Here is a 26,504-nt window from a genome sequence, read left to right as displayed (position 1 = left end):
CCCAGTGATAACCCTGCTCTGCGACACCATAACTCGCTACTCCCTCACCAACGTGATACTGCGTGATCCCACCTGGCTAACCACGCCGGAAATACTGGCGTGTAGCGCTGCGCCCAAAGCACCGTTCTGCATCTGCGCAATGCACTCACCCTGCGTGATACGCTGTCCGATCTCGACACAAGGCGTGGCTGGCGCACCAATGTGCTGATTAAGCGTCAGCTCGACCCGATGAGGTTGCCACGTCGTCTCTTGCATCGGCGCTTTATGCATGAAGGGAGCCAATCCCAAACGCGCCACCAGCCGTTTAACCGGCAGCAGTCGATACTCTGCCATCGGCGAAACTGGGCCTAGTTCACCTTGATAACGAACGCCCTTGGCACGCAGCTCCGCCTTCAGCAATTGATTAATTCGCATCGGGGAGATCTCTACCGGACACGACCACGCCTCGCACACGCCACACTCGGAGCAGGTTAACGCCGCCGTCACAGAAGAAAGTGAAGAGAGCTGACCATAGCTCACCGAACGCACAATCAAATGCGGCGGCAGTTCATGACCCATCAGATGTCGAGGGCACAATTCGGTGCACATGCCACACTGTTCACACACCGTTTTCGCTTGATTGAGCACCGTCCGCTCACTGCGCATTCGACGTTCAATCAACAGGTGATCGCTCGGCAGAACCAGCAGTCCACCGGTCGTTTTCGTGATCGGTTCATCCAACGATGCCAACAAGCGCCCCATCATCGGGCCACCGTTGATAAAGGCAGGATTGGCGACGGTTGCACCGCCGGCCAGCGCCAGCGCCTCGCGTAATGAAGTCCCCAGCGGCAGCGTGAGCGTCATCGGTTCAGCCACCGCGCCGTTAATGGTTAAGGTGCGTTGAGTCACCGGCGTTTGTGTTTCCACCGCTGCGGCAACGTTCAGCAGCGTTTGCACATTGTTCACCACCACGCCAACCGACAGCGGCAGCGACGCAGGGGGAACGCGCCGTCCGGTCGCCAGCCAAATGGTGATCACTTCATCTCCCGCAGGATAGACATCCGGTAAAATATGCAGCCGAATTCCGGCTGTCAGCAACGGCGTTAACGCCTCTATGGCGGCGTGATATTTACGCTTAATCGCAACTATGCCCTCGGTGGCACTCGTGGCACACATGGCATACTGCAGCCCACGCAGCAAGCGAGCCGCCGACTGAGCAGCCAGTTGCTGATCGACCTGCAACAGCGGCTCACATTCAGCGGCGTTGACTAAATAAATCTCCGCCTGCGCCTGAAGTTTCACGTGAGTCGGAAAGCCAGCACCGCCCGATCCCACCACACCCGCCGCTGCTACCCGAGTACGAATCTCCTCGGGCGTTAGCGTCATGCGTATTTGGCTCGGGTTATTCATGCCCCTCCTCCTTCGCCACTTTTATACGATAGCGGCTGCCCCGCTTACGCAGTTTGCCTTCCCGCAACAGCGTTTCTAACGTATGTCTGGTCTGCTTCAAGCTCAGTTGAAAGCGAGCCGCCATTTCACCCGCCGTCATACCTTGGGCATGGCTGGCGATCTCCGCTAGCCATACTTGCGTTACCGCAATTTCATCGTCTGAAGTCTCGGTTTCCGTCAGCGCTGGCTGTGCTATTTCAGGCGCGGGCGCAGCTTCAGGCGTAGGAGACGGTTTTGGCGCTAAACCTCTCAGCCCTAAAATTAACCATTCAGTATCAGGATCGGGGCGGCCAATCTCTTTGCGACTAATCACCATACCGGTTCGGCTGGCTGCCGCCGCACCGGCGTCCAGTGCCGCACGACAGGCCGCCAGATCGCCTTCAATCACCAGCGTCACCAGACCCGGATCAACCACTTCATGATTGAGGACCCGAACCTGAGCCGCTTTCAGCATGGCGTCGGCGGCGTCAATGCCCGCCACCAAACCTGACACTTCCAGTAATCCTAGTGCGTTGATCATGGCCGTCCTCCGTTAAGCGCGCTGAATAGGACAGCGAGCTATTTCCAATACTGCCTCGCTAAACGCATTACACGCCGCTTTGCACGCCGCCTGACTACCGCTTAAAAACGCGGCGGAATAGTTAGTTTCTGACGGCGGTGCAACATAGGTCACCAGCTGCACATCGGCGGCTTTCAGCGCCGCATCAATGCCAAAGGTCGCTTCTAGCGGCGGTGCAACCAAATACGCCAACGGATCGCCTAACCGAATGCCGGAAGAACCAGACAGATAAGAGCCGGTGCGCGAGACCACATGCGCGAGAAACGCCGTGTCTTCGGCATCGCTAGCCCATTGGAAGGCCGGCCCTTGTTCGATCATGGCTTGCATCGCATCTAAACCAGCGCGCACTTCAGCTGGGTTTGGCCCCCCGAGCATAATAATTACCTCACCCGAAGAGGGTGACGGCGAGTGCGCGGCACCGGCGTACAAAGAACGGCCATAAACGACTTCGACCTGAGCCTGTTTAGTGGCCTCATCGGCGGCAATATAAGCCACATCGTCGGAGTCCACGGTAATCAGGCCAAGGCTGCGAATATGCGACGGCAGCTTCAGCTCACGGTGGAAATCTTCCTGCAGCGCGGCAATCACCCTCATCGCTTTGACGCTCGGCTTAATCAAATCTAATGCTGGCATGGTGCTTACTCCTTAACGAGTCATCGAAATACCGGAGGCTTTCTGTTCCAGCATCCGTTTGGCCAAATCCACAATCACCGCTGCTGCTTCTACCGGAGGCGTGCCGCCACGATGGATATTTGAAATGCAGGTACGATCGGCCTCTACCGTGGTAGCCATGCGTGGTGAATAGACCGCATAACAGGAAAGGCTTTCTGACTGCCCCAGGCCTGGACGTTCTCCCACCAGCAAAATCACCACTTTCGCGCCCAATAACTCGCCAATCTGATCTTCTATTTTCACGCGCCCATAGCGCACAAAGAACGGCGTGCCGACGTTCATCCCCGCCTGCTCCAGCCCTTTCAGCAACGGCGGAAGGATCTCGTCATAGTTAGCGGTAATCGCATCGGTTGATAAACCATCAGAAATCACCACCTGTACATCGGGATTGGCTTTGCACTGGGTTTTCAAGGTTTCAATGGCATTAGCGCTAAGACGTCGTCCCATATCTGGACGGGTGAGATACAGATTTTTGTCGCTGATCTCCGACTGCACTTCCAACAGCCCGTGCTTTTGTACCCACTCCGGCGGCACTTCTTTCAACACCGTATCTTTGGAGCGCGAATGGTCAGCCAAAAAACGCAGCAGCGCCTGAGTACGTGGTCGAGGGCCAGCGCGTCCAGTACATACGCGGGCCGCGGTGCTCGCCCGCAGCTCCTGTAGCACGTCTAGGCGATGCGGATTCTTAACCCCGATCCACTGCTTAGCCTCGTCAGAGCCGAGATCGACAGCACAACATTCGCCGCTCTCCACGCCCGTGACGACTCCAGCTGCGGTCGGTTGCGCAGCGGTTTCTGGCTGCGCCATACGTGACATCACGCTGCGCACAATCTCTTCTATTTGCTTTTGATCCATGATGATTTACCTCAGAAATCAGAAAAAGAGCGACGGATCACCGGCGCGCGCAGTCAAACGGCCATTCGCCATCAGCCCCATGGTTTCGAGCCAGCGCTCAAACTCCGGCGATGGACGCAGGTTCAACAGCTGGCGCACCGTAGCCGTGTCGTGGAATGCCGTGGTCTGGTAGTTGAGCATGATGTCGTCGCCCAACGGCATCCCCATGATGTAGTTACATCCGGCAGTCGCCAGCAGGATCATCAGGTTTTCGTTCAGGTTCTGATCGGCATCCGCATGATTGGTGTAGCAGCAGTCGCAGCCCATAGAAATTCCGCTCAGTTTGCCCATGAAATGGTCTTCTAAACCGGCGCGAATAATCTGGCGATCGTTGTACAAATACTCTGGCCCAATGAAGCCGACCACGGTATTCACAATGAACGGATCGTAGTGATGCGCTAAGCCATAGTTGCGCGCTTCCATCGTGACCTGATCGGCACCGAAGTTAGCCCCAGCCGACAGCGCAGAGCCTTGGCCAGTTTCAAAATAGAGACAGTTGCTACCGGCAATTCGGTTGTATTCCGCACCGACTGCGCGTGCTTCATCAAGCATCGCCAGCTCAACGCCAAACTCTTTCAGCCCTTTTTCACTGCCGCAGATACTTTGGAAAATCAGACCACCCGGCGCACCACGCTTGATCGCTTCGATTTGCGTCGTCACATGCGCCAGCACGCAGCCTTGGGTCGGAATAGAAAATTTGTCGATGACGCCGTAGATGGTATCTAACACACGGCTCAGGTTATCGACGTCGTCGGTGACCGGATTCACCCCGATGACCGCATCGCCCAGTCCAAATGAGAGCCCTTCATAAATCTGCGCCACAATGCTCTGCACATCGTCGCGCGTATCGTTCGGCTGTAGACGTGCGCTAAACGTGCCGGGAATGCCAATGGTGGTATTGGCTTTCTTAATCACCGGCATCTTTTTAGCACCGTAGATTAAATCGGCGTTGGAGCAAATTTTCGCCACGGCGGCAACCACTTCGGAGCTGATCCCTTTGCGTAAAAAAGCGATGTCATCCACGCTGGTTTCATCATCCAGAATGTATTCGCGCAGCTCGCTAATGCTCCAGTTTTTTACTCGGGCATAGGCGGTTTCATTGATGTCATCTTGAATAATGCGCGTGACACAGTCTTCTTCATAAGGGATCACCGGATTCATGCGGATATCCGCAATCGTCATCTCGGACAGCACCTGCTTGGCCGCTACGCGCTCTTGCGAACTCTCCGCCACCACGCCAGCTAACACATCCCCCGAACGCAGTTCGTTGGCCTTCGCCAACACCTGCTTCACATCCTTGAACTGATACGACTTACCGAATAGCTGTGTTTTTAGTTTCATAAACAAATTCCCTTAAGAAGGAAAAGCCAGTGACTTGACGGTGACCGGCACCACTGCGCCGCCAAAGAGCGGTGTGCCGATATCGATGTAATCGCCGGTTCGAGTGATCACTTCATCGATCACCGCCAGCTGACGTTGTGCCATCATCGGCCGCAGCAGCATGCCCAAAGCCTTGCCAAAATCCTGACAGGCAACGACCAGCAGCGGATGCGGATTTGAAAAGCGAGTGCTGAATTCCTGCAAGGCGTCGATACAGTGCTGTACCGAGGCATAGTTCACCGGCAGCTCGGTAGGTAACGCCAATGCATAGAGATCGTGCTGGGGCTGTAAATCCATTTGGGTGAGCGCCTGCAACCACGCGTCTACCAGCGAGGTCGCATGACTCGCATCAGGATGAACAACCGGAATATTGCGAATAGGCAGAGATAAGCCATCCAGCCAGATAGTGCTGCCAGAAAGGGAAAGCGTATGCGCCCCCGCGCCGATCACCGTGGCTCGCACGGTTTGATTCGGTACCTGCACCGGCAGCGCGGCAAATCCCGGTTCTTGGTGAATCGCCTGCGCCAACAGCGGGCCGATATCGCCAAACCGGAATGGATTACTATTGTCGTTCGAGCGAAAACACTCGCCCACCCCGCCCGAAAGCGTTAAGGCGTATAGAGAATCACAGGCGGGTAGCGCATCGGTCATCAGTAACCGCTGAGCTAACGGAGAAGGTGCGCCATTGAACACTTCGAGCAGCAGCTGCGCCATGCGTGCGGCAATCTGATCAAGCTGTGCCCGCGTCAGGCTTGTCACGTTAACCCCTGCGCCAAACAGGGAATCCGCGATCCATTGCCCCGCCGGATGGGCACGCAGTACGCGACCGTCGGGGCTGGTTTCAATCAACCGCCCACCCACGTTTAAGCAGGCGGAGCTTATCACCCGTCCCGCTTCAAACAGCACATAGTTCGCCGTGCCGCCGCCGATATCAATGTTTAAAACCCGCGCCATTTTTTGTTCGGATAAGGCCTGTGCCCCCGAGCCAAAACCGGCAATAACCGACTCTAAATGCGGCCCCGCAGTGGCCACCACAAAATCCCCCAGCCGTTGAGAAAGCGCCACGATCGCCGGGCGTGCATTACGGGTTTTGGCCGTTTCACCGGTGATAATAATGGCGCCCGAGTCGATGGTTTCAGGCGCAATGCCTGCGGCCTGATACTGTGCGAGCACCAGAGCCAGCAGCTCTTCTTCGCGCAGAAAACCGGCAAAATCGACCGGTGTAAACAACACCGGGCTTTGCCAAATAATCTCGCGCTTCACGAACTCATAGCGAGGCACCTGAGAAATGGACGCACGGTTCACCAACGACAGGCGCGAGAAGATCACCTGCGTGGTGGTGGTGCCAATATCAATACCAACGCTAAGCAGTTCGAGAGTTTTCACGCTAGGCCTCCTCAGATACAGGTTGCTCAGCGTTAACGGCGACGTCTTCCCCTTTCGGCACTAACATCATGGCGACGCCGATAGCCGTAACCCCACCAACTAACTTGCCGACGATCATCGGGAAAATCATGCTAGGCATATTCGCCGCGGCAAAACCGAGGTGGTCGCCCAGCGCAAAGGCGGCGGATACCGCAAACGCACAGTTGATCACTTTGCCGCGCGCATCCATTTGTTTCATCATGCCAAACATCGGGATGTTGTTAGCCAGCGTGGCGACCATGCCACCCGCGGCCATATTGTTAATCCGCAGAACACCCCCCACGCGCATTAACGGTTTTTCAAACCAACGGGTTAGCAGCAATACCATCGGGTAGGCGCCGAGCAGAACACAGGAGATGGAGCCGATCACTTCAATCGCGCGCATCACCTGACCGGGCTTATCGCCTTCGCTCATGAAGATAGGATCTAGACCAGGAATGATCGTCCAGCCAACGGCAAACTTAGCCACCGCAGCAGCCAACCCCACGGTGATAATCGCCACCAAGATTTTGGCGAAAATCTGAAAACCGTTGATCATTTTTTCGGGGATCAGCTTCAGCCCCAGCGCAACCAGCGCCGCCACGATAAGTACGGGGATCATGTTCATCAGGATCAGGCTAAGCGTAAATACCACCGGCTGACCGTTCACTTCCACGCCGGAATACATCGCGACTAAGCCGCCCGCAATACAGCCAATCGGGATAGTGACAATGCCCGCTAATACACCTAACGCCAAATAACGACGATCTGATTTTTCAATAATCCCCAACGCTACGGGAATAGAGAACACGATGGTTGGCCCCATCATGGAACCGAGAATCAAGCCAGAGTAAAGCCATGCAGCGATGTCTCCGCCCGCCAGCTCTTTGGCAAGGAAGAAACCGCCCATATCACAGGCCAACAAGGTGCCTGCAAACATGGAAGGATTCGCCCCCAGCATTTCATAAATAGGGATAATGATTGGCCCGAGCAAATACGCCAGCACCGGCGCCAGCGCGGTCATCCCCACCATCGCTAAGCCCAAGGCCCCCATCGCCATAAAGCCTTCTTCGAATTGACCACCCGAGCCAGAAATACTCTTTCCTACCGAGCCAAGGCCGATTTTGCCTAAAATCTGTTCCGAGCCGCCAAACTGGGTAAATATGCGATCCACTGCCGCAATCAGCATGAAGATCATCATGATGTACATGATAATTTCGTTAATGCCCATAGCCTGTTCTCCTTCAAAGCCTGTTTAAGTCAGCTCACGAGCCCCGATACAGCGCCACAATTTGAGCCTCAGTGACGGTGCGTGGATTACTTTGAATGCACACGTCTTGTAATGCTGCACGGGCGAATTCGGCGTAGTCAGATTCCTGCCCGCCATAGCTCGCCAGATTGCCGCCCAATCCCACATCGTCAATCAACTGCGCGATTGCACGAATGGTGCCTGCCGCGTCGCAGGTTTCCCGCGTCAGGGCATGACCAATTTCGGCAAACGTTCTTTTGCATACCAAGCGGTTAAAATCCATCACCTGCGGCAGCATGATGGCGTTCGCCACGCCGTGCGCAATGCCATACGCCGCGCCAATCTGATGCGCGCAGGCATGGCATAGGCCTAAACCGGCGTTAGAAAACGCCATTCCCGCCATGTAAGACGCCATCATCAGCGACTCACGCGCAGCCAGATCTTGCCCCTGCCCAACCGCCTGCGGTAATGCCTGACCAATTAGCGTAATCGCACGATGTGCCAACGCACGGGTCAGCCCTGTTACATTGGTAGCCACATAGGCCTCGATGGCGTGAGTCAGCGCATCAATACCGGTGGCGGCCGTCACGTGCGACGGCACGCCCAGCGTTAAACAGGCATCAATAATGGCCATGTCAGGAATGAGCAGCGCGTGAACCAAAACCTGCTTACGGTGCTGGGGCATGGCGATAATGACCGAAACGTTGGTCGCCTCTGAGCCCGTTCCGGCGGTGGTCGGAATGGCAATCAGCGGCAAGCGACGTTTAAGGCGCAAAGACGGAGTCAGCTCAGCAAAATTCAGCGAGGGATTGGCCGCCTGTAGCGCGGCTGCCTTCGCCGCATCCAGCACCGAGCCGCCGCCCAACGCAATCACGCCGTCGCACTGCACCTGTAATAGTTGTGCCACCGCGGCGCTAACATCGGTATCAATAGGCTCACCCGGCGGACAGGCCCAAATTTCATAGGCCACGCCGCTTTGCTCCAGACTTCGCAGCAAAACCTGCGTCATTCCAGCCTGATGCAAACCGCCGTCAACCATCAGAAAGACACGCTCAATGCCGCGATCCACCAGAGACTGACCGCAACGGCTAACCGCCCCCGGCCCCATCAGGGTGGAAGGAGGCACTGCAAACTCACGCACCTGACGCGCATTCATCATGTCCAAGGCCTGATAAAGTGCGGTCTGGACTAAATCGTCCGGTGACGTTTCACATAATGATGCGTTATGCATGGCACCCTTCCTCTTCGCTGATCCCGCAGGCGGCAATCGCCAGCGGCGTCATAAAGATCGACTGCGGTGGCAGATGGATTTGATGTTGCGGAAAGCGCTGTTCAAATAGCGCCTTAACCCCTGGCTGCATACAAGAACCGCCAGCGAGCCAGAGCTCATCCACGCGGTGACCTTGCAGATGCTGCTCAACGATATCCGCCATTTTTTCGTAAACCGGACGCACCGCGGGCCAGATCTCAGCGCCGCGCTCGCGCTTTATTTGCTCGGCCTCTTCTAACGAAATTCGTTGATTTCCCGCAAGCGTAAGAGAAATGTGGTGGCCGCCAGTGGCCTCATCGCCGGAGTAAACCACCTTACCCTGCGCCACCACGGCAATACCGGTGGTTCCACCACCGATATCCACCACCGCCGCGCGGGTTAGGCCCATCATATCCGCCACGGCGGTGGGTTCATCTAACACCATGGTGACGCTGAGCCCTGCGGCTTCCAGCACATTGATGGAAATACGCGGATCGGTGCCCGGAGGAAATGAGGTCGCAGCATATTCAAAACGCCGACCAAACTGCGCCTCTAAGGTGTTTAAGTGCTGGCGCACGATATTGACGGCGCCAAAAAAGTCCCACACCACGCCATCTCTCACCACATCCGCCCAGTCCAAACACACCGCGACGGGAACAGCGTCTGCATCAACCACCATCGACACCACGTCGCAGGTACCCAAATCAATTCCTAGCCAAAGTGGCTGGCTGGTTTCAATTGGCGCGGCGGATCCTTGCTGCAATTCGGCGGCACGTAACAAACGCGGGTGAAGCCATTCCTGTGCGGTTCGAGTCATTGACGCCTCCGTTATACGATGCGGAATGTATCCACCAGCACGCAGCGGCGCAGACGGACAAAGGTTCTGGCGGAAGTCACACCCTCACCGGTTGGCGTGGTAATGGTCATTGACGTCCAGCCTTCACCGCCAAGCCCCAGCCCCGCTATGCACGGCCCGTTTTTGACAAAAATGCTGGTATCAATGGCATTGGCCATCTGGTTGAGATTTTCAATGTGGCGAGAATGCATCGCCGCCGTATGGTGGCAGCCGCCTTCCAATTTCACCGCCAGCGCAATCGCCTGTTCGACGTTGCCCACGCGGATCACCGGCAGTACCGGCATCATCATTTCTGTCACGGCAAAAGGATGTGAAGACGACGTTTCGGCCAGCAGCAGGCGCGTTTTAGCATCCACTTCTAACCCAATCGCCGCCGCAATTTTGGCGGCGTCACGGCCCACCCAGTCACGACAAACCGTTCCTTTGCCATGCTCATCGATATTTTTCAGCAGCAGAGGCATTAGCTGTTCCACCTGCGCCGAGCTCAGTAACACCGCATGTTGCAGCTTCATCTCAGCCAGCAGCTGGTCGGCCACGCTGTCGACGACGATCAGCACTTTTTCATCGGCGCAGATGATGTTGTTATCGAAAGAAGCGCCGTGCACGATAGCGCGCGCCGCGCGAGGAATATCGGCCGTTTCGTCGACGACTACCGGTGGATTACCCGCGCCTGCGGCGATCAAACGCTTGTTAGTATGCTTACGCGCCGACTCCACCACGGCTTCGCCGCCGGTCACGACTAACAAACCGATACCTGGGTATTTAAATAGGCGCTGTGCGGTATCAATGTCTGGGTTGGCGACGGTCACCATCAGGTTGGCTGGCCCACCTGCGGCCACCACCGCTTCATTTAATAGCGAGATGGTTTTCTGGGAGACTTTTTTTGCCGCCGGATGCGGCGCAAAAACCACGCTGTTCCCCGCAGAGATCATGCTGATGGCGTTGTTGATCACCGTTGCTGCCGGATTCGTGGACGGTGTGACGGATGCCACTACGCCCCACGGCGCATTTTCAATCAGCGTTAAACCGTTATCTCCGGTCAGCACCTGCGGCGCTAAGCATTCCACGCCCGGCGTACCGCGAGCCTGAGCCACATTTTTAGCGAATTTATCTTCAACGCGTCCCATGCCCGTTTCAGCCACGGCCATTTCAGCCAACACCTGTGCGTGTTTTTCCGCCGCGTGGCGAATAGCATCCACCGCGATCTTGCGCATACTCACGGTTTTGAGACCCGCAACGGCCGTTTTGGCAGCCGAAACCGCGTCGTCCAGCGAAGCAAAAACGCCTGCGCCGTACACGTGCGTATCGGTTGTTTTAGGTGCCGAAGCCGTTACCGCCGGAGCTGACGCTATGCCAGCGAGTACCGCCTTCACCACTTGTTCGATTTCTTTCTGATCCATGTTCACTGTTCGCCCCGTTTTATGACGGCCTGAACTTAAGCCACCCTCGGTAAGGAATACTTGCCACCTAAGCTCGATTTTAGGGGGAGTACACCGATGGGGTCGTAGCAGCTTTAGCTGCCGGAGCGCCCCGCGGTGTGCTAGACCCGTGTATCTCGATCTCTTAAACGAGCGGCATTACCCACGCTGGGAAATTACTTATGGAAAATCACCTGACTCTCCATCACGGCTTCATCTACGATGCCAATGACGCTGAGATCGACCGGTGACGCCTCGCTGTGCTGTGCGCGGCGGGCGGAACTTCCTCCCACCACCAGCACCCATTCACCGTTGCCTGCACCTATGCTGTCGGTGGCGACGCTGCATTCCCCGCTGGGTTCACCCTGTCGGTTGATGGTCTCAACCAGCAACAGCTTGTCGTGCTCAAGCCCGGGATGCCGCACGGTACATACGATCTGTCCTATCACGACGGCCAATTTCACGTTTAACTCCTTGCTCTGTTAAAAACGTTTTGGGTAAATGCAGGGTAAAAGCGTCCCACACCGCCCGCAGGCAGCAAAAAATGATGTGTTGCTAAAATAGCGTGACGTCAGATGACGACGTCACGCGAACATCGATTAATCCAGCGGGTTGTCGCCAGACATTTTGATAGGGAAAATTTCTTCCAGATCGCCATGCGGACGTGGAATAACGTGCACAGAAACCAGCTCGCCGATACGCTGCGCCGCTGCCGCGCCTGCATCGGTGGCCGCTTTACACGCCGCCACATCACCGCGAACCATCGCGGTAACCAAACCGCCGCCAATTTGCTTCACGCCCACCAATTTAACGCGAGCGGCCTTGACCATGGCATCCGATGCTTCGATCAGTGCGACCAGACCCTTGGTTTCAATCAATCCTAATGCTTCCATGATATATACCTCTCAATGAGATCCCGTTGGGACCGGTTTTATAACCACGTTTTCACTTGATGCAGCAACGCGGGCTACATCAACTCATTTGCAGATGCCGCCATTTCTGGCTGGCGCTGCGTTACTGATTTATTCGCTGTGACTGGCGCGATTGGCGACGTGCACTGCGTTTGTGCCACCAGCACCAGCTCAATAATTTCACGCGCGCTACATCCGCGAGACAAATCATGCATAGGCGCATTAAGCCCTTGAATCAACGGCCCTAAAGCGCGATACCCGCCCAAACGCTGAGCAATTTTGTAGCCGATATTTCCCGCCTCAAGCGAAGGAAACACCATCACATTGGCACGTCCTTCTAATACACTATCCGGCGCTTTTTGCCGCGCAACATCAGGCACAAAAGCCGCATCAAACTGTATTTCGCCATCCACGGTTAAAGCAGGTACGCGCTGACGAACCAGCTCCGCCGCCTGCTGCACTGAGGCCACCGCCGGATGCTTGGCGCTGCCGCGGGTCGAAAATGACAGCATCGCCACGCGAGGCTCTTCGCCCGTAATCGCGTGATAGGTCGCCGCGCTGCTGATGGCAATATCCGCCAGCTGTGCCGACGTGGGCTGAGGAACCACGCTGCAATCGGCAAATCCCAGCGTTTCCCCCTGCGGTGACAGCATTAAAAAGAGCGATGACAGCGTTTGGGTTCCCGCCCGAAGTCCGATAACCCGCAGCCCCGCACGTAATACCGCAGCCGTGGATGAGAGATTACCGGCAATGCATAAATCGGCTTTATCACCGGTCACCATCGCGGCGGCAAACCACAGCGGCTGACGCATTTTCTCTGCGCAGTCGGCGGGCGTTTTCTCACCCAAACGCTGAGTTAGGCGCTGGCAAAACTCATGGTGCCAATCATCGGCGCTTTGCGGATCAATCACCGTTAGGCCGTCCAGCGTTAAACGCTGGCTCAGCGCGAAATGACGTAGGGCAAAGGGATTCGCCAGCAAAATGGGCTGAGCCAAACCGTGGTGCAATAAATAGTGCGCAGCCTCAAGCACGCGCTTATCCAGCGCATCGGGGAACACCACCCGCCGTGGATGGTTCTGCGCTAGGCGGCGGCAGCGATCAATTAACATGAGCCCCTCCGCGTGCGATCGATTGTTTAAGCTGCTCAGCGCTCGGCCATTCACCTTGCTGCCTGTTTTGCCGTACGCACAGGATCATCAGCACATACACCGCGCTGGATAAGCGATTAAGCGCCTGCAGCAAATCGGCTTTCTGCACATGATAATCAGCACCGATAAACACCTTAGCCGCCGTGATTTCCGTTTCACGCACCGAGGCGCGCAGCAAATTCAGCAGCGCAACGTCGCGCCCTTGATTTACGTCGGGAACGATATGATCGTGCCCGAGGAATTTAAGCGGCTGATGCGATAAGCGATGGATCTCATCCGCCGTTAGCCCTGCAATCTCCTGTGCCGCTAAGGGAATATCTAAAGCATCAGCTCGCATGATGTTACCCAGCAGCGAGCGAATATCAGCCAGCCAGTGGGCTGCCGAATCCATCGCGCTCAGTTCACTTTGCAGCCAGACGGCGGTGGCGATACTGGCATCCAAGCGAGCGCGAAAGGCTAAGCGTGGATCGTTTTTAGCAACCATGACCTGTGCATTAAGGTGTGTCAGCGTATCGGGCTTATCCACTACGGCCTGATGACACAGCTCGCAGCTTGCCGCCGCAGCACGATCTTGGCTGGTCAGCCCATGCACCGGCTGCAGCTCAGGCTGCGCTTTATCTTCATCTAGCGACGCTGCGACAAATAATCGCCCTTGCTCATCCTGAAATTTCACCAACAGACGACGCCCTTCTATCAGCTCACGCGCCGATGGCGTCATGCGGCTATCTGACGGCAAACGAATTTCACTTCCCTCACTCAGGGTATGATTGGCTCGTAACCAGTCTTCAGTGATAAAAGTTGTCATAATTGTCCCCCTGCTTAGGGCCTATCCCAGTAGGCTCTTAGCATTCCTGCCAATTAGCGGGCCATGCGACGTAAAGAAAACGCACATGGCTGGTAGTACCAAATTCGATGCTCGAACCGCGCGGGATAAACATCACATCGCCCGCTTTACCCACCAGCGTTTCGCCTTGGTGACGGACGTGCAGTTCGCCTTCCAAAATCATGTCAACTTCGTCGTAGTTCAGCGTCCAAGGGAAAAAACCGTTTTCCCACTGCATGAACCCCGCCGCCATACTGCTGCCGTCTTGGGCCGTGATCAGGTCGGTCAGCCCCACCTGATGCTCTTTCGCCCCGTCAAAACGGCCAAAAGTCACCGAAGAACCATCCACCACTTTGACCCCGCCTTTACCCGTCACAGAACGAAAGCTCGGCTGGGCGCTATTTGATGCAGCCGCTGGCTGCTTCTGCGCACGCTGCTCTTGCTGTACCTTTTCGATAAGCTGCGCGAGGAGTGTTTCCGTCACGCTGCCTTCCGGCAGTTGGGCTAAGATATGTTCGCGGATACGCTGGCGTTCAGCGGCTGAGCTGCCCGCTTGCGACGCAGTGACTGGCACATCCGTGGCGGTGCTTGCCGCAGATGTGAGCGCTGTAGGTGCCGCGGTTAATTGCTCGATAATTTCAACCCCGAGCTGCTCGGCAACCACCCGCGCCTCTGGCGTGACGATGTAGTCGGCTAAAACGATATTGATGCTCTTTTGGCCTTGAACCTGTGCGGTGCGAATGTCATTCGCCGTGATCAGTTTTTTCATCACTTAACCCTTTTGTCCTGACCGTATTGTGCGGTCAAAAATGCCTTAAACTCGTCTAGGCTGTCGCTCGAGTGGCTGTTTACCACGAACATCGGAGGCTTGAATCCGGCCTCTGCCAGCATCTGTTTTGCGCCTGCCACATCTGCATCGGGCAAATCAGCTTTGCTGATCACGGCAACGCGCTGTAAGCGCGGATAAATATCCAGTAACCCTGCTGGAATGCGGCATTCAGGATCGTTGGCGGCGTGAACATAAATCAGCAATTCGCACTCAACTAACGTATTGATTAACGCGTGATAGAGACGTGGGTGACTAAAATATTCACCAGGGGTATCAATATCGCCCTCGTTATTAAACTCAATGGCCTGCGTTTTTCTGGCCAGCGCGTAATCACCCTGTAGCGCATTAAATAAAGTGGTTTTCCCGGCGCCGACCGCGCCCACAAAAATAGCGCGCGTCATCGTTAGCTCCGTGTCAACGAACACACGGCGTAGTTGAGCAAATTGCCCAGCCCGGTGACCGTTTGTTGTAGTGACTCTTCCACCGCACCGACCGAGCCATAAACCACTAACGCACCGGTAAAGCGGTCGAGAAAACCGATTTGCACGTTCGCCGCTTTGGTTGCTAAGTCGCCGGCAATCATTGCGGTTTCACCCGGCGTTAGCGTCATAATGCCAATCGCTTCGGCTCCGGGGACGCCTATCTTTTTGGCTAAATCCTCACCGGGATGCGCAATGATATGAGCCAGAGTCACCTGTTTACCGGGAACAAACTCTTGAATAATCCGTTCCTTTTCCATTGTGTCCCTTGTTTTTTTAAGCCCGATCCCCGCTGCAGCTACAACGGCTATGTTCAGCCCCATAAAGTGATGGGTATCATTTTATGGGGGTTAACCTAACGGCAGCGCCCACTCATCTGAAGTCATCCTCGCAGCAATAATAAAAAGGGAATAACAAAAATCGGCACACAAACAGAAAGGTTGAAGTGGGTCACAACCGGAGGGTTTTGAGCCAGAGGTTTGAACCAGAGTTAAATATTTCCTCACCGTCACACGTAAAACTCGCGCTGGCGCACCGCTCGCTTTCTCTTCTGGCGTATAGTGATTCGCATGCGGCCTATGCTCGGCATCGGCTCCTTGTAAACGCGTTTTTCACGCCGCAATGACTGACATGACAATTCGAAAATTAAGAGGCGATAAATGACAATTTCTCTGTTTACGCACTGCCCCACTCGGTTGCTAAAGCGCATACCTCTGGCACTGATCGCCGCCAGCATCCTAACCACGACGAGCTACGCCAGCGAAACCGTGCCTTCCGGCTATCAGCTTGAGAAAGTGGTTATCCTCAGCCGACATGGCGTTCGCGCCCCGACCAAAATGACGCAAACCATGCGTGACGTTACGCCTGATGCTTGGCCTGAATGGCCGGTCAAACTGGGGTATATCACGCCAAGAGGCGAGCATTTGGTGAGCCTGATGGGCGGGTTTTATCGACAGACATTTCAGCAGTTAGGGATCCTGTCTAAAGATCGCTGTCCGACCGCGAATGATGTCTATGTTTGGGCCGACGTCGATCAGCGCACGCGTAAAACAGGCGAGGCATTTTTGGCGGGGCTCGCACCTGAATGCCATCTGAGTATTCATCATCAGCAAGACATCAAGCAGGCCGATCCGCTATTTCATCCGGTGAAAGCGGGCGTCTGCAGCATGGAGAAAACACAGGTACAGCAGGCCGTCGAACAACAGGCCGGTATGCCCATAGCTCAGCTAAACCAGCACTATCGCCCTGCACTGGCGCTAATGAGCCGCGTGCTGAATTTTCCAAAGTCAGCGTACTGCCAGCAACATAGCGCAGACCAAACCTGCGACTTCGCACAGGCCATGCCAAGCAAGCTCTCAATCAAAGACGACGGTAATAAAGTGGCACTCGACGGGGCCGTAGGTTTATCGTCAACGCTGGCCGAAATTTTCCTGCTTGAACATGCGCAGGGCATGCCGAATGCCGCGTGGGGAAAGATCCATTCCGAGCAAGACTGGAACGCTTTGCTGGCGCTGCATAACGCGCAATTTGATTTGATGTCACGCACGCCTTATATCGCCAAACATAACGGCACACCGCTATTACAAACCATCGTTAGTGCAATCAACTCACAAACGGGCACGCGAGAATTGCCCGAGTTATCAGCGGATAACAAGATCCTGTTTCTGGCAGGGCATGACACCAACATTGCCAATATTGCAGGCATGCTCGGCCTGTCGTGGACACTCCCCGGCCAGCCGGATAACACGCCTCCCGGCGGCGCTTTAGTTTTTGAACGTTGGTCAGATAAAGCGGGTAAAAAATACGTGAGCGTACAGATGATGTATCAAACGCTGGCACAGCTGCGTAATCAAACCCCACTCACGCTGGATGAACCTGCGGGCAGCGTGGCGCTAAAAATACCGGGGTGTGACGATCAAACCGCGCAGGGATATTGCCCGCTAGATACCTTCACTCGTCTGGCGAAACAAAATGAATTGGCGGAGTGTCAATAGTTTAGTTTTACTCTGACTTTCAGCAACGAGATATGTGGGGCGGACCAGGCTATCGCTCGCATAAACCACCCCACATAATTTACAGGAAAGACTAATGCGCCTTTTAATCCTGCTTTTTAGCTTTTTTATCTCAGGCTGTGTGCATCAAAGCGCTGAAAAGCGTACTGAGGATTTTTATCAAAAATACCTTCGTGCTTATGCCGAAAACACATCGGAGATAAAGGATGACTCATCAGTTTCTCACGACTACATTGCCGCCGATACCGCACGGCGACTCACGGAAATTCATGCAATTCGCGAGCAGGAGATAACGGGATCTGACTATTTTACCTACACGCAGGATTATGCGCCAGAATGGATACCGCTATTAAAAGTTGGCCATGCTAGAGATTTTATGGGAGGGAAAGTGGTTGATGTCTGGCTCGGAATAGAGGATACGAAACATATTAAAATTGAGGTTTATCTCCGGTTAGAAGATGGAAAATGGAAAATTTATCGTGTCCGTAATATTTCAGGCAATACGGAGCAATACATTTTCGACGACCGAGCAATCGCTTCAGCAAAAGCCTATGCCGCAACAATACCCACAGAGTGACACTCTATGCAACAAACCTCCGCCCCCTATTTGGGGACGGGAGTCCTATATCATTATCTGCGCACTAAGGAATAAAACACACTTTGGAGTGATTGCTTATTTGCAGCGTCACTTTGCACAGCGTGATTAATTCTACGTTGCTTCTGATATTAAACTTTCGCATCACGCGGCGCTTATGTGCACTCACCGTTTTCACACTCAAACCCAAAATATTCGCAATGCGTGCAATGGTAAACCCGTGAGAAATATAGCTAATGATCTTTATCTCTTGCAGCGAAAGCTCTACCGACTTGCAGTCGCGGCACCCTTTCCGACAGCCGGTTCTTCCATCAACTTTTACTTTTGCACGCATCCATGCAAACAGAATTCGATTCATCAACCGTTTTATCGGCTCTGTTCGATGAATAAAAATCGTATTATCAAAGCAATTCGGCATTAATGATGAGTTTAACGTCTGCATATCCCCTTCATAAATTCCGACCAATAAGCTCCCCTGCTTACGTTCAATCAGCTCTGGGTGACATAATGTCTCTGCCCCTGCGGGATAGGCGCGAATAATAATATCAGCCCGCGTTAATTTTTTCTCTGAGCCTAATAGATGTATTTTTTGATCGGTATGAAGTTCTATAATCTCATGTAATAAACCTAGCAGCCCAAATTTATAATATTCATTCCTATCATCAAAAAAGATGTTTATCACTCAAGAAGCCCCGATAAAATAAAAGCGACATCCACATTCAATCAACTCCCCTATCGCATGAGTCTCATCGCTTTTACTATTCAATAATAAATATCTGATGACCGCTATCAGGGCATTTAAGCATCATTAAATGCCCTGATAGGACTATACGGATGGCGTTACAATAACTTCGTACGTTCCGCTGTAGGTGCCGAGTGGATACGTTTCACTGCGTTTAGCCGAGGTAAACTGCACTTTTACGCCCTGAGACGGATCGGGAATATCCTGAACAGTCGGATAAACAACCTGATTATTCAGTGGATATGATGCTGAAACCTCACCGCCATTCACGCGGATCCATGCGGGGTTAATTTGCATGGTATCGCCGTTATCCCCTACCAGCAGATTCCCTGCTGGCGTATTCAATGAAAGAGAGACTGCGCTGGCATTTCCCACAAAGTTAAATGCCGGCGTAACGCCGTACATATAGCCATTTTTATCGTTGAGCTTCAGGCTAATCGAGCCATTGGTGACATCGTTTCCCGCCACATAGACCCGCACGCTGGTGCTAATTTCAGCCTGCACATCGATGCTGGTTCTCACCGAGATCGCAGCCTGTGAACTGCTTACCGTCGTCAATGACATTGCCGCGAGGCTCAGCGCTAAATAATATTTCATGTCGCTTTTCCTTTTAACTATTTGGCGTAATAACAGCCGTCAACGTATCAATCAGCCGTGTTCCCGCGGCCAATCCACGGGTCGATTTACCGCTCAGTGCAAATTGGATATCCACCCAATCCACCGTTGCCGTGCCGCTGGGTATGGTTCCTCGATATTGAAAACCGGGCGCTATCTCTTTTCCGTCAATGCTTATTCGATACGGGATCGACATCGCGCCTTTCGACGCTCGCAGCTGATAGTGATTATCACGCTGCTGCGTAGACTCGAACGTTAGGATGTAAGGCAGTGCCTCATCGCCGGACTGCGATGTTTTAGCTATCTTCAAGCGCGCGTTAGCCGTGGCGTCGTTGAGTTCGCCCACTAAACCCATCGACAGTGCCGGCTTATCAAAAGAGGCTTGAATGGTGACTGCTTCAGTGTGTAATGCGGTAAGATCCAGATAGATAGGGTAATTTTCGCCATCGCTATCGCCCTCAACGTTAAAGCTGATGTTACCTACCTGCACGCGTGGAAACGCGCCAAACTCGCTGAATGAGCGCTCCCCTTTAACGCTGCGGTTTACCGCCCGCACCCCCACCCGAGTTTCGTTCGGCTGAGCTGAAAATTGCACCAGATCGCCACATACTACGGGGCGTTCCTGCATAAAAAGCTGCAGCGGAAAATGCAGGGTTCCGAGCACCAGATCGCCCCCCTCACAGCGTCCTCCGCCCGCAGGAGAAACCAGTAAAGTCAGCGATTTATGCGCGGGCTGACGCACTGTGAGCGTATCCGCTCCGCTCGCATCGCCGATCCCCTCATGCAGCATACGAATCGCGCCATTCGGCTGGGGCTGAATCACCCAAGCGCCCGCCATCACGCTGCTTGCCTGTAGCAGCAACGCGGCAAATAACACCGGAGATTTCATGAATTACTCCTTAAGCTGGCACTTTTCATAGGTATAAAGTTTGCCATCCATGTTAAATGCCAAGTTGTTATGCACCGCCAGCGTGCGCGAATGCTCTGGATAAACATTGAATATGGCTTTGTCCTTACGCCCATCGATCACTAAATCACGCATTTCACTGCGCACGTTGCCCGTTGCCGTCAACGTCCACTCATTACTGCTACAGCTCACCGCCAGCCCCTGAGTCCGCTTGCCTTCGGGCAAATAACGCAGCAAAACGTCATAGCCGATAGCAAAACGCACCTTACCTTTATCCATCTCTTGCTCTGGATAACTTGGCCGAATACGCAGGCGATATACGGTTTCGCGCTCAACCGGCTTCAGCGGCATAATTCTCACTTTGCGTTCTTCGCCAAAGGGAATAATCAGTTTGGTGGGTGAAAAAACTAGCGTCGGATCTTGAGCCCCGAGCTCTTTCACCTTATTTTCCTTGGTGTCGCCTGGATTAGTAATATGGAATAGCTCCAGCGTGACAAATTCATAGCTTTTATTTTCTGACTTATTAACGTCTACGCTATCCACCGCGCGATACATTGATTTAACGGTAATAAAATTATCACGCGGCGTTTCTTGCTTAATTTCTTTCACGATAGGAAAAACTTCAATGGCCTGCGAGAATCCCGCAGTCATCAGCAAAGCCATACCCACTGGCAGAATTGCCAATTTACTCAGTTTCACAATTAACCTCACGTATTTGCATAATGCCTTGAGTCATTTTGACGTTCGAACTATTTAATGGGCATACATAGCCTTGCCCTTCTTTATTCACCTTCAACTTATCTAACTGGCTATCGGTATCTAACGTGAAGTCACCCACAAATAAGCCTTCAGCATCGGTCATAGCGTTGCCACCCACCACGCGCGCATTGGCTAATGGCACACCGTCGAGATATAAGCGCCCGGTGACCGTCTGATTTTTCGTGGCGTTCACTTTGACGTGATAGACCTGCCCCGGCATGGCCCAGGTTGAAGATGATTGGGTAGAAAGGTTATAAAATGCGTTGGTATCGGTGGTGTAAACCTGCTCAGCCTTCGGTGAAATCTTTTGGTATGGCTGAATAGTCAGCGTGGTTTTTTTGCCACCTTCAACCACCACCGGTTCATTACTGCGGTTACGCACTTCAAAATATTGGTCTTCAGGTAGCGAGCTCGCATCCACAATCAGCGCCGCGGTATTGTCGACCTTACCGTATCCGAACTCACCGTCACCAATAGCAAACCCGCTACGTTGGGAAAGGTATTGTTGGCTATAGTTGTTATTACCAAATGATTTGGAGACGCCGACTGAGGTATAGCCATAATCGTTGTCCATAACGATGCCTGCACCGCTATTATTTTCGCTGTTTGGTCCGTGATTAACGCTGGCATTAACCGTGTATTTCCCACCGCGATCGAACTCTGGATTATCTAAATTAAGTGAATAGTCGGCGCTGTAGATATTTTGTTTGCTGCCCTCATCGCTCATCCGCGAACGTAAATAAAGCGATTGATAGTGGTTATAGCTGCGTTCACGCATACCGAGAGTAAACTGAGCAAAAATTTTGTCTTCCGTGGTGCTGTTATGAGAGTAACGGTTAACCAGCTCATTAATACCCCGGTGATAACCCAGATCGACGCGTAAATTAAGATAATCCGATAGCGTAAAGTCGCGATTTAAATTTACATCCCAGCTTTCAAATTCGGTTTTATTTTGTCGTCCGTAGTCTTGATACAGGGTATTTAAGCCGAAGTTAACGCCTAGGCCGATATTCCAAGGTAAAAACGTATTGGCACCGAACTGCAGATATTCAAAATCATAGGCGGGAACCAAACCATAGCGGTGATAATCCTGCTCATCGCCTTTAAATCGGTTATCGCGGTAGCTCATGTTCATACTCAGGGCATACAGATTTTTCATCAACCCAACCTGATAGCCGGTGCTGCCATCTGCGCCCATAACGCCATCGGCGTAAAGACGTTCGGCAAACCAGCTATTAATGGGCAAATCTAGGCTGGCATTGGCATAACCATCTTCGTTATCAAGGAGAAATCCACTGCCCAAAGACATCACAGAATTAGTGGTATATCCCAGAGATACGCCGGCAAAGTGGCTCGGGCTGCCGTTTTGATTGGGGTCATTGTCATCTTTGTCACAATGGCGGCAGGCGTAGCGATTCGACGAAAACTGCCCCTGATGATCGTCATAGCGCCCGAGCTGAACCACATACTCCAAATCACCGGAGCGAAACGACCCATTACGTTTAAGAAAAGGCTGTAGCTTCTCTTCGCGGCTGCCGTTCACCAGCTTAGACACCAGCAAAACGTCATAACCGCCAGATGGCCACCCTTCAGTCTTTAAATGCTGCAAACCGGCGGGAAACTGCTGCAGATCGATTAAACGCCCGTTGCGATAGACCTCAACCGTACCGGCCTGCGGCAAATAGACGGTCACCGGCGAGGCGGCACCGTCGCCGGGGTTAAGATAGTTATCCGTCATATACCCCAGCGATATACCATCAAAACTGACAGGATTAAAAAAACTGTAGGTGACCGACGGCGTACTGGACACCAGATTGTCGCTTAACCGCTGACGCCCCGCTTTAAAACGGGTATTTTCATGCTCGAGATACAGCGCCAATTCATCCAAATTAAAATCAATCTCTTTGGAATAACTCCATGCGCCTTTCACATAGCTATTACCGGTGAGGTTTAAGGTATCGTTGGAAGATAGACTTAGGCTGTCGCCATAGGTATCAGACAGGTAATTCAGATTATGACTATGCACAAAACCGGCAAGACTGCGGTGTGGAATATAGGTTTTGTCATAGCCCTTATCGCCCGCTTTAAACAACGTTCCGGGGAATATCAGATGCACTGACGCATCCGATTCATTGACCGTGGCGACAATTTCATCCTGTGAAAAACCTTGCTTATTCACCCGACGTAACGGAACAGAAAGCTTTTTGAGCAGTTCAGCGGCGGACACGCTGAGTGCGGGCATATCCACGGCGGTTATTTGATCGACAATCACCTGCGGCGACATCAACAAAACATCGTTTTGGTCGAACTCTACGCCAATAGAACCAATGGATGAGTCTGCATAAATAATATCAAGCACGCCGCTTTGTTTGGCATTAAAAATGTCTTCAAAGCCGGCAGGAAGCGGAATAGAAGACGCCATCAGCGGAGTAAATGCACAGCCAAAACCGACACCAAGAATAACAATGCTGGCAGTTATTTTATTATTCATTATTCTCTGTCTCTATCTATAAAATAGGCATTACAATTAATGTAAAGGTGTTTGCGTATTTACCCTTGGTATAATTTCCGGCTAACAGTTCAGAAATAAATTTGACCTTTACGCCGTTCGCCGTGGTGGCCTGACTAATATTATTTAAAACAGGCACGCGTAGATTTTTAGTAGCGTCGGTTTCTATCCCTTGGTGAATAAAGCTACCATCAAGATTAATGTGAGTATTGCCTCCAAACACCTGAGGGAGAACAAACTGCTTTTCTAAAAAGACAATTTCAGCATTATTCACATTCCCCACTAGGTGAAAAAAGCTCGACGTTTTTTCAAACTTTTGCGAGATGCCGTTAATAGGCAGTGGAAAGTCAAATTCTTTACCACTGAGCGGCTTATCTTCATAATATAAGGCGATTCTTGCTATCGACTCAGCGGTGACATCCAAATCAACCTGCGAATTGGGTACAGAAAACGCTGCCTGACTCCATAACAAAAGCACGGCAATAATTCCGGCGGCACAGTTATTTTTAATCATGTTTTAAACAGGGCCAGCATAATGCTGGCCCTGGCCTGATTTAATGAAGAGGATTAAGGCTTGGCATTGACGTTAGCGTATACAACGCCGGTGTAATGACCTTGGCCTAATGAATCATAGGTTTTATCTGAGACAAATTTAAACATCACTGGCAGTTCGCCGTGAGTACCGTTTGCATTCAGAGTAAAATCTTTGGAATCACCCGATGCAGCGAACTCCTGGCTCCCGGCAGAAGTAATGCTGCTGATTTTATAGGTCATATCGTTGAGCGTGCCGCCCTGAGTGCTATACAGGGTAAACGCATCACCGGTAACAGATTGGCTATCATCCATGGTCAGCGCGACTTCCAGCTTAGTCACGTCGTTGTTCCAGAGTTTCAACGCCGTGGTTTGTGCTTCCATGTAGCCTGATGCCGCTGGCGTCAGCTCTACGTCCATATCAGTAATAGGACGACCACCTGGATCGGTAATCGTTGCACTATCAGGAACGTTGGCGCTAACGTTGAACTTGGTATCATAGCTGGCAGGCGTAGAAGCCATTGCAGAAGCAGACATCACGAGACCGGCCAATACAGACAACATAGTTTTGGTTTTCATTTAAAAATTAAATCCTTGTTATATAAAATGCCTCTTTACAGATAGAGCAATACCTCGCAGGAAAATAACTCACCTTCCAGCTATAATATTTATCCGTTCTATTCTGTTTCATTGCGTAATAGACAGATGACAATACTTAAAAAAAGGCATTACGCGTCATTAAATAAACGATCAACTTCAAATTTAACGTTGCGATGTAATACTCCTTATTACACATTTACCTTTTAGTTCGTATCAGCGTCGTTATATTACGAAAGCAAGCTTACGGAATGGATTAGTTTTATTCTTGAAAAAAACCTCACTTTTCCTCACAAAGCTTCAGCAGTAATTAAAGCGATAAAAGTAAGACAGATGAATTAAGATGAAATTTAATTATCTTTAAGAATATTATGCCCAACCTCTTCAAATACGGCGCGTCGTAAGTCGTCTTCTAACTCGCTAATAGTTTGAGGGAGATAGAAATTTTTATCACCTACGCAGCTTTTCCAATCAACGGTAGGTGAATAGGCGATCCCGATAAATGAAATTTTCCCTACCGATTCGTCCGTACTTAGCACCTGCCGGATCTTATCGCACATGCCTGCTTTAATCAGATTTGGCGTGATATAAACATTGCTAGGATCATCGGTACCATCAGAGACAATCACCATCACTTTTCTCGAAGCTGTCCCTGAGGCTAAATAAGGGACCCCGAGCAACACGCCAGAGCTCACCAAGGTGCCGCCGGAGGCTGTCATATTATTAATCTGATTAATTTCGCTAGGATTACTGGTCAGGGGAACTTTCCACGAAGAACTTTGCTGTAGACATGTGCTGGCGTTCACGGCTGAAAGCGGAATTTGGATATCATGAACCGGGCTAGGGATCGCCGCCACGCTGCCCGCTATATTCACATAGGGCTCCAGCGCTTTGTAATTACCGTTGGAAAGTATATTCGAAGGCACCGGACCGTTACTGACAAATGGAAAATCACAGTTCGCCCCTTCTTTTCCTCCCCAGCCGAAAGGAACGAACCCCACTTTATTGTCAATGTTGTAGGAAAACAGTTCATCCGACAGCTTTAATACAATACGTTTTAATTCGGTCAGCTTATTACTGCCGCCAAACCCGTCATTCATCGAACCGGAAAAGTCGGTCACAAAAATTACGTCCATGTTTGAACGAAATTTACGCGCAGCGCCGTTGTCACCGATAACGACCCGATCGTCAAAGCTAGGAAAAAAAGTAGAAGAAAACCAAGAATCCTGCAAAGTCTGCCCGCTGACGCGATATTCCACGTAGGAGAGATTTTGATTATTCGGTGAAACACCGCTTTTCACAATGACGGTAGGTTTAAACACGTCAACGTCATGGCGCATATAGGCACGAAAATAGTCACTCGATAGATCATAATTTCGCTGTGCGCCGTCGCCGTTATCTTCTGCGGTTAACGCCAGAGCGGCTTGCTCCATCGCGTCGGAAAGACGCGCACGCTCGGTAATATAGCGCGATCCTTCCAGCCCAAAAGCCGCCATGCTAAGTAAAAAACCAGACATCATGACAAAACTAATCGCAAATGCCCCACTACGATCCTGTTTAAAACGTCGGATACTGGCTAACAATGGTTGGTACACAAACATAGTTGCTCCTTAGTATTTAAGGTTCCACGACTGCTGACTTTCTTCCCCGTTTGGCAAATTAAAAACGGCAACGGTCCCGGACGATATTGCGCAACAGCACGCCCAGTTCGGTCATGGATATATTTAATCTCACCGATAAACTCGGGCCCATCAGGGTTTATATCGAAAACATTAATACTGATTTTGGCTCTCAGCGTTGGGCTGTAAAAAAGCATTTAGTTTATTTCACCAATTAACGCCTGCTGGCGCTCCTTCGATGAATCAATAAAAATGACCGCCTGATTTTTTGCCGCATTAACCGGAAGAAACAACAGCAGCAGGCTAAATAAAAGTCCGT

Annotated in this window: 27 protein-coding genes; 2 read left to right on the top strand and 25 right to left on the bottom strand. The window is 52.2% G+C overall.

The window, feature by feature from the left end; genetic code table 11:
• Positions 1 to 36: 36 nt before the first annotated feature.
• The 17 genes from BN1044_RS02855 to eutS all read right to left on the bottom strand — a co-directional run bounded on the left by BN1044_RS02855 (position 37) and on the right by eutS (position 15,559).
• Complete coding sequence (locus tag BN1044_RS02855) at positions 37 to 1,389, bottom strand: 4Fe-4S dicluster domain-containing protein (RefSeq protein ID WP_072307469.1); 1,353 nt, start codon at positions 1,387 to 1,389, stop codon at positions 37 to 39.
• Positions 1,382 to 1,948: a BMC domain-containing protein gene (locus tag BN1044_RS02850; protein WP_072307468.1), complete on the bottom strand. Its 567-nt coding sequence runs from the start codon at positions 1,946 to 1,948 to the stop codon at positions 1,382 to 1,384. Before BN1044_RS02850 ends, BN1044_RS02855 begins: the two co-directional genes overlap by 8 nt.
• 12 nt (positions 1,949 to 1,960) lie before the next feature.
• Positions 1,961 to 2,620: an ethanolamine utilization microcompartment protein EutL gene (gene eutL / locus BN1044_RS02845; protein ID WP_072307467.1), complete on the bottom strand. Its 660-nt coding sequence runs from the start codon at positions 2,618 to 2,620 to the stop codon at positions 1,961 to 1,963.
• Positions 2,621 to 2,632: 12 nt separating this feature from the next.
• A complete protein-coding gene (gene eutC, locus BN1044_RS02840; RefSeq protein WP_072307466.1) occupies positions 2,633 to 3,514 on the bottom strand; it encodes an ethanolamine ammonia-lyase subunit EutC in 882 nt (293 codons plus the stop codon).
• Positions 3,515 to 3,532: 18 nt separating this feature from the next.
• Positions 3,533 to 4,894 carry an ethanolamine ammonia-lyase subunit EutB gene (locus BN1044_RS02835; RefSeq protein WP_025801782.1) on the bottom strand — a complete coding sequence of 454 codons (1,362 nt, stop codon included), beginning with the start codon at positions 4,892 to 4,894 and terminating at the stop codon, positions 3,533 to 3,535.
• Between the two features lie 12 nt (positions 4,895 to 4,906).
• On the bottom strand, positions 4,907 to 6,319 hold the full coding sequence (gene eutA, locus BN1044_RS02830; RefSeq protein ID WP_072307465.1) for an ethanolamine ammonia-lyase reactivating factor EutA: 1,413 nt from the start codon (positions 6,317 to 6,319) through the stop codon (positions 4,907 to 4,909).
• Between the two features lies 1 nt (position 6,320).
• Positions 6,321 to 7,568, bottom strand: a complete 1,248-nt coding sequence (gene eutH / locus BN1044_RS02825) for an ethanolamine utilization protein EutH (protein ID WP_072307464.1) — start codon at positions 7,566 to 7,568, stop codon at positions 6,321 to 6,323.
• A 34-nt stretch (positions 7,569 to 7,602) separates the two neighbouring features.
• Positions 7,603 to 8,817, bottom strand: a complete 1,215-nt coding sequence (locus tag BN1044_RS02820) for an iron-containing alcohol dehydrogenase (protein WP_072307463.1) — start codon at positions 8,815 to 8,817, stop codon at positions 7,603 to 7,605.
• On the bottom strand, positions 8,810 to 9,652 hold the full coding sequence (eutJ, locus tag BN1044_RS02815; RefSeq protein WP_072307462.1) for an ethanolamine utilization protein EutJ: 843 nt from the start codon (positions 9,650 to 9,652) through the stop codon (positions 8,810 to 8,812). Before eutJ ends, BN1044_RS02820 begins: the two co-directional genes overlap by 8 nt.
• Before the next feature lie 11 nt (positions 9,653 to 9,663).
• The gene (locus BN1044_RS02810) at positions 9,664 to 11,091 is read right to left on the bottom strand and encodes an aldehyde dehydrogenase family protein (RefSeq protein ID WP_072307461.1); all 1,428 of its coding nucleotides are present in this window, start codon (positions 11,089 to 11,091) and stop codon (positions 9,664 to 9,666) included.
• A 194-nt stretch (positions 11,092 to 11,285) separates the two neighbouring features.
• Positions 11,286 to 11,573: an ethanolamine utilization microcompartment protein EutN gene (gene eutN, locus BN1044_RS02805; protein ID WP_025801770.1), complete on the bottom strand. Its 288-nt coding sequence runs from the start codon at positions 11,571 to 11,573 to the stop codon at positions 11,286 to 11,288.
• Positions 11,574 to 11,708: 135 nt separating this feature from the next.
• Complete coding sequence (gene eutM, locus BN1044_RS02800) at positions 11,709 to 12,002, bottom strand: ethanolamine utilization microcompartment protein EutM (RefSeq protein WP_005189879.1); 294 nt, start codon at positions 12,000 to 12,002, stop codon at positions 11,709 to 11,711.
• A gap of 74 nt (positions 12,003 to 12,076) precedes the next feature.
• A complete protein-coding gene (pta, locus tag BN1044_RS02795; protein WP_072307460.1) occupies positions 12,077 to 13,129 on the bottom strand; it encodes a phosphate acetyltransferase in 1,053 nt (350 codons plus the stop codon).
• Positions 13,119 to 13,973 (bottom strand): ethanolamine utilization cob(I)yrinic acid a,c-diamide adenosyltransferase EutT, encoded by an 855-nt coding sequence (eutT, locus tag BN1044_RS02790; RefSeq protein WP_072307459.1) that lies wholly within the window; start codon positions 13,971 to 13,973, stop codon positions 13,119 to 13,121. Before eutT ends, pta begins: the two co-directional genes overlap by 11 nt.
• 37 nt (positions 13,974 to 14,010) lie before the next feature.
• Positions 14,011 to 14,760 (bottom strand): ethanolamine utilization acetate kinase EutQ, encoded by a 750-nt coding sequence (gene eutQ, locus BN1044_RS02785; protein WP_072307458.1) that lies wholly within the window; start codon positions 14,758 to 14,760, stop codon positions 14,011 to 14,013.
• The gene (eutP, locus tag BN1044_RS02780) at positions 14,760 to 15,221 is read right to left on the bottom strand and encodes a EutP/PduV family microcompartment system protein (RefSeq protein WP_072307457.1); all 462 of its coding nucleotides are present in this window, start codon (positions 15,219 to 15,221) and stop codon (positions 14,760 to 14,762) included. The genes eutQ and eutP overlap by 1 nt, the downstream gene beginning before the upstream one ends.
• Before the next feature lie 2 nt (positions 15,222 to 15,223).
• The gene (gene eutS / locus BN1044_RS02775) at positions 15,224 to 15,559 is read right to left on the bottom strand and encodes an ethanolamine utilization microcompartment protein EutS (protein WP_025801761.1); all 336 of its coding nucleotides are present in this window, start codon (positions 15,557 to 15,559) and stop codon (positions 15,224 to 15,226) included.
• Between the two features lie 399 nt (positions 15,560 to 15,958).
• Between eutS and BN1044_RS02770 the strand changes: the two genes are divergently transcribed.
• Both BN1044_RS02770 and BN1044_RS02765 read left to right on the top strand, forming a co-directional pair.
• Positions 15,959 to 17,293, top strand: a complete 1,335-nt coding sequence (locus tag BN1044_RS02770) for an AppA family phytase/histidine-type acid phosphatase (RefSeq protein ID WP_072307456.1) — start codon at positions 15,959 to 15,961, stop codon at positions 17,291 to 17,293.
• A 94-nt stretch (positions 17,294 to 17,387) separates the two neighbouring features.
• A complete protein-coding gene (locus BN1044_RS02765) occupies positions 17,388 to 17,888 on the top strand; it encodes a YqhG/Tai3 family protein (protein ID WP_072307455.1) in 501 nt (166 codons plus the stop codon).
• Positions 17,889 to 17,952: 64 nt separating this feature from the next.
• Here BN1044_RS02765 and BN1044_RS02760 read toward each other — a convergent pair whose 3' ends face one another.
• The 8 genes from BN1044_RS02760 to BN1044_RS02725 form a co-directional block, all read right to left on the bottom strand.
• The gene (locus BN1044_RS02760) at positions 17,953 to 18,588 is read right to left on the bottom strand and encodes a helix-turn-helix transcriptional regulator (RefSeq protein WP_072307454.1); all 636 of its coding nucleotides are present in this window, start codon (positions 18,586 to 18,588) and stop codon (positions 17,953 to 17,955) included.
• 144 nt (positions 18,589 to 18,732) lie between these two features.
• Positions 18,733 to 19,245 (bottom strand): hypothetical protein, encoded by a 513-nt coding sequence (locus BN1044_RS02755; protein WP_072307453.1) that lies wholly within the window; start codon positions 19,243 to 19,245, stop codon positions 18,733 to 18,735.
• A 13-nt stretch (positions 19,246 to 19,258) separates the two neighbouring features.
• Positions 19,259 to 20,152, bottom strand: a complete 894-nt coding sequence (locus BN1044_RS02750) for a hypothetical protein (protein WP_072307452.1) — start codon at positions 20,150 to 20,152, stop codon at positions 19,259 to 19,261.
• Between the two features lie 3 nt (positions 20,153 to 20,155).
• Positions 20,156 to 20,869 carry a hypothetical protein gene (locus tag BN1044_RS02745; protein ID WP_072307451.1) on the bottom strand — a complete coding sequence of 238 codons (714 nt, stop codon included), beginning with the start codon at positions 20,867 to 20,869 and terminating at the stop codon, positions 20,156 to 20,158.
• Positions 20,856 to 23,420: a TcfC E-set like domain-containing protein gene (locus BN1044_RS02740; RefSeq protein WP_072307450.1), complete on the bottom strand. Its 2,565-nt coding sequence runs from the start codon at positions 23,418 to 23,420 to the stop codon at positions 20,856 to 20,858. Before BN1044_RS02740 ends, BN1044_RS02745 begins: the two co-directional genes overlap by 14 nt.
• Before the next feature lie 16 nt (positions 23,421 to 23,436).
• Positions 23,437 to 23,952 (bottom strand): hypothetical protein, encoded by a 516-nt coding sequence (locus tag BN1044_RS02735; RefSeq protein ID WP_072307449.1) that lies wholly within the window; start codon positions 23,950 to 23,952, stop codon positions 23,437 to 23,439.
• 53 nt (positions 23,953 to 24,005) lie between these two features.
• Complete coding sequence (locus BN1044_RS02730; RefSeq protein WP_025801741.1) at positions 24,006 to 24,548, bottom strand: hypothetical protein; 543 nt, start codon at positions 24,546 to 24,548, stop codon at positions 24,006 to 24,008.
• A gap of 368 nt (positions 24,549 to 24,916) precedes the next feature.
• Positions 24,917 to 26,167: a TadE/TadG family type IV pilus assembly protein gene (locus tag BN1044_RS02725; protein WP_072307448.1), complete on the bottom strand. Its 1,251-nt coding sequence runs from the start codon at positions 26,165 to 26,167 to the stop codon at positions 24,917 to 24,919.
• Between the last annotated feature and the right edge of the window lie 337 nt (positions 26,168 to 26,504).

Origin of the sequence: Hafnia alvei, from assembly GCF_900095695.1 — a bacterium.
Classification (GTDB): Bacteria; Pseudomonadota; Gammaproteobacteria; order Enterobacterales; family Enterobacteriaceae; genus Hafnia; species Hafnia alvei_B.
This window is presented reverse-complemented; position numbering and strand designations above follow the sequence as displayed.